This window comes from Intrasporangium sp. (assembly GCF_032907665.1).
Taxonomy (GTDB): domain Bacteria; phylum Actinomycetota; class Actinomycetes; order Actinomycetales; family Dermatophilaceae; genus Intrasporangium.
The window spans coordinates 39,463-45,559 of the sequence record NZ_JAJJPG010000013.1; the positions used below are offsets into that span (position 1 = coordinate 39,463).

General features: G+C 69.1%; 5 protein-coding genes. All 5 read left to right on the forward strand.

Translation table 11 applies throughout. From position 1 onward, the window contains the following. The first annotated feature begins 175 nt into the window (after positions 1 to 175). Genes LOY02_RS03865 through LOY02_RS03885 form a run of 5 tightly spaced genes read left to right on the forward strand, consistent with a single transcriptional unit; the run spans position 176 to position 6,042 of the window. Positions 176 to 1,474: an ABC transporter substrate-binding protein gene (locus tag LOY02_RS03865; RefSeq protein WP_317181014.1), complete on the forward strand. Its 1,299-nt coding sequence runs from the start codon at positions 176 to 178 to the stop codon at positions 1,472 to 1,474. Beyond that, positions 1,474 to 2,520, forward strand: a complete 1,047-nt coding sequence (locus tag LOY02_RS03870; RefSeq protein WP_317181015.1) for a sugar ABC transporter permease — start codon at positions 1,474 to 1,476, stop codon at positions 2,518 to 2,520. The genes LOY02_RS03865 and LOY02_RS03870 overlap by 1 nt, the downstream gene beginning before the upstream one ends. Next, positions 2,517 to 3,437 (forward strand): carbohydrate ABC transporter permease, encoded by a 921-nt coding sequence (locus tag LOY02_RS03875; RefSeq protein ID WP_317181016.1) that lies wholly within the window; start codon positions 2,517 to 2,519, stop codon positions 3,435 to 3,437. The genes LOY02_RS03870 and LOY02_RS03875 overlap by 4 nt, the downstream gene beginning before the upstream one ends. Beyond that, complete coding sequence (locus LOY02_RS03880) at positions 3,434 to 5,008, forward strand: GH1 family beta-glucosidase (RefSeq protein WP_317181017.1); 1,575 nt, start codon at positions 3,434 to 3,436, stop codon at positions 5,006 to 5,008. Before LOY02_RS03875 ends, LOY02_RS03880 begins: the two co-directional genes overlap by 4 nt. Continuing rightward, complete coding sequence (locus LOY02_RS03885; protein ID WP_317181018.1) at positions 5,005 to 6,042, forward strand: LacI family DNA-binding transcriptional regulator; 1,038 nt, start codon at positions 5,005 to 5,007, stop codon at positions 6,040 to 6,042. The genes LOY02_RS03880 and LOY02_RS03885 overlap by 4 nt, the downstream gene beginning before the upstream one ends. Positions 6,043 to 6,097: the final 55 nt, after the last annotated feature.

Consider the following 6,097-nt stretch of genomic DNA (forward strand, 5'->3'; position numbering starts at 1 on the left):
GCTGTGGAGGACGGGGCCACTCGAGCTTGGGTAGGTCACGGATTCGTAACGACTGTTGACCCCGGGATAGCCCAGCGACATCCTCCTCTGTGAGAGCGCTCTCACAGTTGCAGTTCCTCCACGGGAGAGCGCTCCCACACCACGCCTACCCTGGGCTGAGACCGAAGGAGCTCTCATGAAACCCCGCCCCACGCACGTACAGGCGCTCGCCGCCATCACCGTCGGACTCCTCGCCCTCACCGCGTGCGGGTCGAGCGCAGACGCCGACGGCTCCGCCGGATCCGACAGCACGGGTGGGGCCCCAGGGCCGGTCACCCTCAGGCTGGCGACGTTCAACCAGTTCGGCTATGAGGACCTCATCACGGAGTACATGGCCGCGAACCCCAACGTCAAGATCGAGCACAAGAAGGCCGCCACGTCGAACGAGGCCCGCGACAACCTCAACACCCGCCTCGCAGCCGGGTCCGGCCTGTCGGACATCGAAGCCGTCGAGGTCGACTGGCTCCCCGAGCTCATGCAGTACGCCGACCGGTTCGTCGACCTCACCTCGCCCGAGACGGAGGGCCGCTGGCTCGACTGGAAGACGAAGGCCGCAACCGATGACGAGGGTCGCCTCATCGGCTACGGCACGGACGTCGGCCCCGAGGCGATCTGCTATCGCGCGGACCTCTTCGAGAAGGCCGGCCTGCCATCCGACCGCGACGCCGTCGCCGACCTGCTCGGGACCACCTGGGAGAGCTACTTCGCGGCCGGGAAGCAGTTCGCCGCGAAGTCCGACGTGCCATGGTTCGACAGCTTGGGCGCGACGTGGCAGGGCATGATCAACCAGGTGGAGACCGCCTACGAGACTCCCGAGGGCGAGGTCATCGCCACGACGAACCCCGAGGTCAAGGAGACCTATGACGCCGTCGTCAAGGCCGGCATCACCGACGGACTCTCGGCCAAGCTCCAGCAGTGGAGCGACGACTGGGTGGCCAGCTTCCAGGACAACGGCTTCGCCACGATGCTCTGCCCCGGATGGATGGTCGGGGTCATCGAGGGCAACGCCAAGGGCGTCAAGGGCTGGGATGTCGCCAACACCTTCCCCGGCGGCGGCGGCAACTGGGGCGGCTCCTACCTGACCGTCCCGACCCAGTCCGAGCACCAGGACGAGGCCAAGGCGCTCGCAGCCTGGCTCACCGCCCCCGAGCAGCAGATCAAGGCCTTCAAGGCGGTGGGTGCGTTCCCGAGCCAGAAGGCCGCACTCGACAGCCCCGACCTCGCGTCTGTCACCGTGCCGTTCTTCAACGACGCACCGACCGGCAAGATCTTCGCCGACCGTGCCAAGGCCGTCACCGTGAGCCCCTTCAAGGGTCCCAAGTACTTCCCGATCAACGACGCGATGCAGCAGGCACTGACGCGGATCGAGGACGGCTCGGCCACCCCCGAGGCGTCGTGGGACAAGTTCGTCGCCGACGTCCAGGCCCTCGGCTGATGCTCGACACGGGCACCGACCGCCCCGCCCGCCGGGACACGGGTGACACCGTCCCGGCGGACGGGCGGTCTCTCGGGCGGTCCGGCGGCGGACCGCCCGAGGTGCCCCGCCGCAGCGGTCTCGGGGCCGAGCGCTCGAGGTGGCGCCAGCGGTTGAGTCGGTTCGAGGCCAAGGCTTCGCCGTATGCCTACGTCTCTCCGTTCTTCATCATCTTCGGCGTCGTGGGTCTCTTCCCACTCCTCTACACGGCGTGGGTCTCCCTCCACGAGTGGCACCTCATCGGCGGGCAGGGCGACTTCGTCGGCCTGACGAACTACCAGGAGGTGCTCGAGCAGCGCTTCTTCTGGAACGCCGTGCGCAACACCTTCAGCATCTTCCTGCTCTCGAGCGTGCCGCAGATCATCCTCGCCCTGCTCATCGCGGTGGCCCTCGACAGCAAGATCCGCGCCAAGGGCCTCTGGCGCATGGGGGTCCTGCTCCCTTACGTCATCGCTCCCGTCGCGGTCGTGCTCATCTTCAACGACCTCTTCGGCGACCGCTACGGCCTCATCAACCAGGCGCTCGGCTGGGTCGGGATCGAGCCGATCCAGTGGCACAAGGACACCCTCTCGAGCCACCTCGCCATCGCGACGATGGTCAACTTCCGGTGGACCGGCTACAACGCCCTGATCTTCCTTGCCGCGATGCAGGTGATACCGCGGGACTACTACGAGGCCGCGCTCATCGACGGGGCCGGCCCGATCCGCACCTTCTTCTCGATCACCGTGCCCCAGCTGCGGGCGACGATCATCTTCGTCACCATCACCTCCACGATCGGCGGGCTCCAGATCTTCGACGAGCCGCGGATGTTCGACCAGTACGGCCAAGGTGGGGCCGACCGGCAGTGGCAGACGCTGACGATCTACCTCTACAACCTCGGCTGGAACCAGAAGAACTTCGGCCGGGCGTCCGCGGTCGCCTGGCTGCTCTTCCTCATCATCGTGCTCATCGCGATCGTCAACTTCTTCGTCATCCGCCGGATCGCCTCGAGGGAGGGACCCCGATGACCATCGTCACGCGACGCCTCGAGGAGGGGCATGGCCAGCCCGGCCAGCACGGTCAGCACCGCCGGGGTCCCGCCAGGGGAGCGACCGCCCGAGTGGCCCGGCGCGCCCAGGGCAGCCCAGCGGCATACGCCTTCCTCACGGTCGTCCTGCTCGCGAGCGCCTTCCCCCTCTGGTGGTCCTTCGTCATCGGGAGCAAGGATGCCGCGGCCATCAACAGCGGCGAGGTGTCCCTCCTCCCCGGCGGGAACTTCATCGAGAACGCGCGCACCGTCATCACGACGCTCCCCTTCTGGAAGGCGTTCGGCAACAGCGTCATCGTCTCGACCGTCGTCGCGGTGTGCGTCGTGCTCCTGTCCACGCTGGCCGGCTTCGCCTTCGCCAAGCTGCGCTTCCGCGGGCGCGAAGGGCTGCTCGTCTTCGTCATCGCGACGATGTGCGTGCCGACCCAGCTCGGCGTCGTGCCGCTCTTCATCGTCATGGCCAAGCTCGGGTGGATCGGTGGGCTGTGGGCCGTCATCCTGCCCGCGATCGTCAGCGCCTTCGGCGTCTTCTGGATGACCCAGTACCTGCGCGAGTCCCTCCCGGACGAGCTCGTCGAGGCGGCTCGGGTCGACGGCGCGTCCACGCTGCGGATCTTCTGGAGCGTGGCCCTGCCCGCGGCGCGACCGGGAGCGGCGATGCTCGGCCTGTTCACGTTCATCTACACGTGGACGAACTTCTTCTGGCCCTTCATCGTGCTCGAACCGGGCAACCCGACGCTGCCCGTCGCGCTCCAGCAGCTCCAGGCCGCCTACTACGTCGACTACTCGCTCGTCCTCGCCGGCGTCGTCCTCGCCGCGATCCCCCTCCTCATCGTCTTCGTCTTCGCCGGGCGCCAGCTCGTGTCCGGCATCATGCAAGGAGCAGTCAAGGGATGACCCTCAACCTGACCTCGTCCGACCGACATGCGAACCCGCTCGCGGGAGAGGGGGACTCGCTCGCCAGAAGTCGCCGCGTGCCGGACGACTTCGTGCTCGGAGTCGCCACGGCCGCCTACCAGATCGAGGGCGCCCGTCACGAGGACGGCCGCGCCGACTCGATCTGGGACACCTTCTCCCACACGCCCGGCGCCGTCGTCGGCGGAGACACCGGCGACGTTGCCTGCGACCACTACCACCGCTACGCCGACGACGTGGCCCTCATGAAGCGCCTTGGCGTGCAGTCATATCGCTTCTCCACCTCGTGGTCCCGAATCTGCCCGGACGGGCGCAGCGTCAATGCTGCCGGACTCGACTTCTACGAGCGGCTCGTCGACCAGCTCATCGGGGCGGGTATCACCCCGTGGCTGACCCTCTACCACTGGGACCTCCCCCAGGTGCTCGAGGACCGCGGGGGCTGGCCCGTGCGGGAGACGGCCGACCGGTTCGTCGACTACGCGCTCGCCGTCCACGACCGGCTCGGGGACCGGGTCGCGACGTGGACGACCCTCAACGAGCCGTGGTGCTCGGCGTTCGTCGGCTACACGAGCGGCGAGCACGCACCCGGCCGGCAGTCCCCCAGCGACGGGCTCGCGGCCGCGCACCACCTCATGCTCGGCCACGGCAAGGTCGTGACAGCCCTGCGAGACCGCGACCCGTCGCTCCGGCTCGGGCTCACGCTCAACTTCACCGTGGCCGACCCGGTGAACCCGACCGATCCGCGTGACGTCGAAGCCGCCCGGCGAATCGACGGTCAGATGAACCGCATCTTCCTCGACCCGGTCTTCCGGGGCGAGTACCCGGCCGACGTGCTCGAGGACGTCCGGGCGCTGGGACTGGACCGTCACGTGAAAGATGGTGACCTCGCGACGATCGCCGCCCCGATCGACGTGCTCGGCGTCAACTACTACAACGGTGGAGCAGTGAGCCACGTGGCGCCGCCGACCGTCCTCAACGCCACGCCCGCGACGGAGCGCCCCACGCTGTCACCCTTCCCCGCCGCGGACGGCGTCCACTGGCACCCCCGGGGGCTGCCGGTCACGGCGATGGACTGGGAGGTGCAGCCGGAAGGTCTGACCCGGCTGCTCGTGCGGCTGCACGACGAGTACGCCGGTCCGGCCGGCACGGTACTGCACGTCACGGAGAACGGCGCGGCCTTCGACGACGAACCCGACGACACCGGGTTCGTCGACGACCGCGACCGGGTCGGCTACGTGCGGTCCCACCTCGCGTCGGTCCTCGACGCCATCGACGCCGGGGTGCCCGTGCAGGGATACTTCTACTGGTCGTTCCTCGACAACTTCGAGTGGGCATGGGGTTACGCGAAGCGATTCGGTATCGTCCGCGTCGACTACGACACCCAGGTGCGGACCCCCAAGGCCAGCGCACTCGACTACGCCCGGATCAGCAGGACGAGGCAGCTGCCCGTCGGCGCGGTCGACACCGGGGACGCCCGCCTGCAGGCCTCGGTGGCGGCGGGACCCTCGGACGAGGACGATGAGGACAGCAGCTCGGGAGGCAGCGACGCATGAGTGACGGATCCGTAGCCCTGCCAGGCCGGCCGACCCTCGAGGAGGTCGCCCGGCTCGCCGGCGTGTCCCGGGCCACCGTCTCGCGGGTGATCAACGCGTCACCCAAGGTCAGCCCAGAGGTCCGCGCCACCGTCGAGGCCGCGATCAGCCAGCTCAAGTACGTCCCGAACCGCGCGGCACGCTCGCTCGTGGCCCGAGCGACGATGTCGATCGCCCTCGTCGTGCCGGAGGACGCCCACCGGTTCTTCGGGGACCCCTACTTCGCCGACATCGTCCAGGGCATCAGCGACCGCCTCGACGACAGCGACTACGTCCTCAACCTGCAGCTGACGCACCCCAGCTCCCCGTCCGAGAAGACCCGGCGCTACCTCCTCGGGGGGAACGTCGACGGTGCCCTCGTCGTCTCGCACCACTCGGGCGACCACTTCCTCGCCTCGATCGGCGAGTCCCTGCCCGTCGTCTTCGGCGGGCGGCCGATGCGGGCGGAAGGTGCACCGGGACGCCCCACGGACTACTACGTCGACGTGGACAACCGGCTCGGTGCGATGCAGGGCACCCGTCACCTCATCGACTCCGGCCGGCGGGCCATCGGCACGATCACCGGCCCGCAGGACATGCCCGCAGCCCTCGACCGCGAGGACGGCTGGCGCCAGGCGCTGCGCGACGCCGGGCTCTCCGACGAGCGCGTCGCCCACGCCGACTTCACCCAGGAGGGTGGTGCCCGGGCGGCGGCAGAGCTGCTCGACAGGTACCCGGACCTCGACGCGATCTTCGTCGCCAGCGACCTCATGGCGAGCGGTGCCCTCACGACCCTGGCAGCGCGCGGCAGGGCCGTGCCGCAGGACGTCGCGGTCGTCGGCTATGACGACAGTCGCTTTGCCACGCGGGGGCCGCTCCAGCTGACCACGGTCGCGCAGCCGACGAGGCAGATGGGCATCGTCATGGCCGACACCCTGCTCCGCCTCCTCGCCGGTGAGAAACCGCAGAGGGTGTCGCTGCTGGAGACCCACTTGGTGGTGCGCGACTCCGCGTGATGCTCAGGCCGTATGCCGCTGGGCTGGGTTCGCGTGCCCGTGTGCCACGCCGCTG

Bases quoted from the DNA above. Each gene is read 5' to 3' on its own strand.
- LOY02_RS03865 (WP_317181014.1), top strand. From the start codon at position 176: ATGAAACCCCGCCCCACGCACGTACAGGCGCTCGCCGCCATCACCGTC.
- LOY02_RS03870 (WP_317181015.1), top strand. From the start codon at position 1,474: ATGCTCGACACGGGCACCGACCGCCCCGCCCGCCGGGACACGGGTGAC.
- LOY02_RS03875 (WP_317181016.1), top strand. From the start codon at position 2,517: ATGACCATCGTCACGCGACGCCTCGAGGAGGGGCATGGCCAGCCCGGC.
- LOY02_RS03880 (WP_317181017.1), top strand. From the start codon at position 3,434: ATGACCCTCAACCTGACCTCGTCCGACCGACATGCGAACCCGCTCGCG.
- LOY02_RS03885 (WP_317181018.1), top strand. From the start codon at position 5,005: ATGAGTGACGGATCCGTAGCCCTGCCAGGCCGGCCGACCCTCGAGGAG.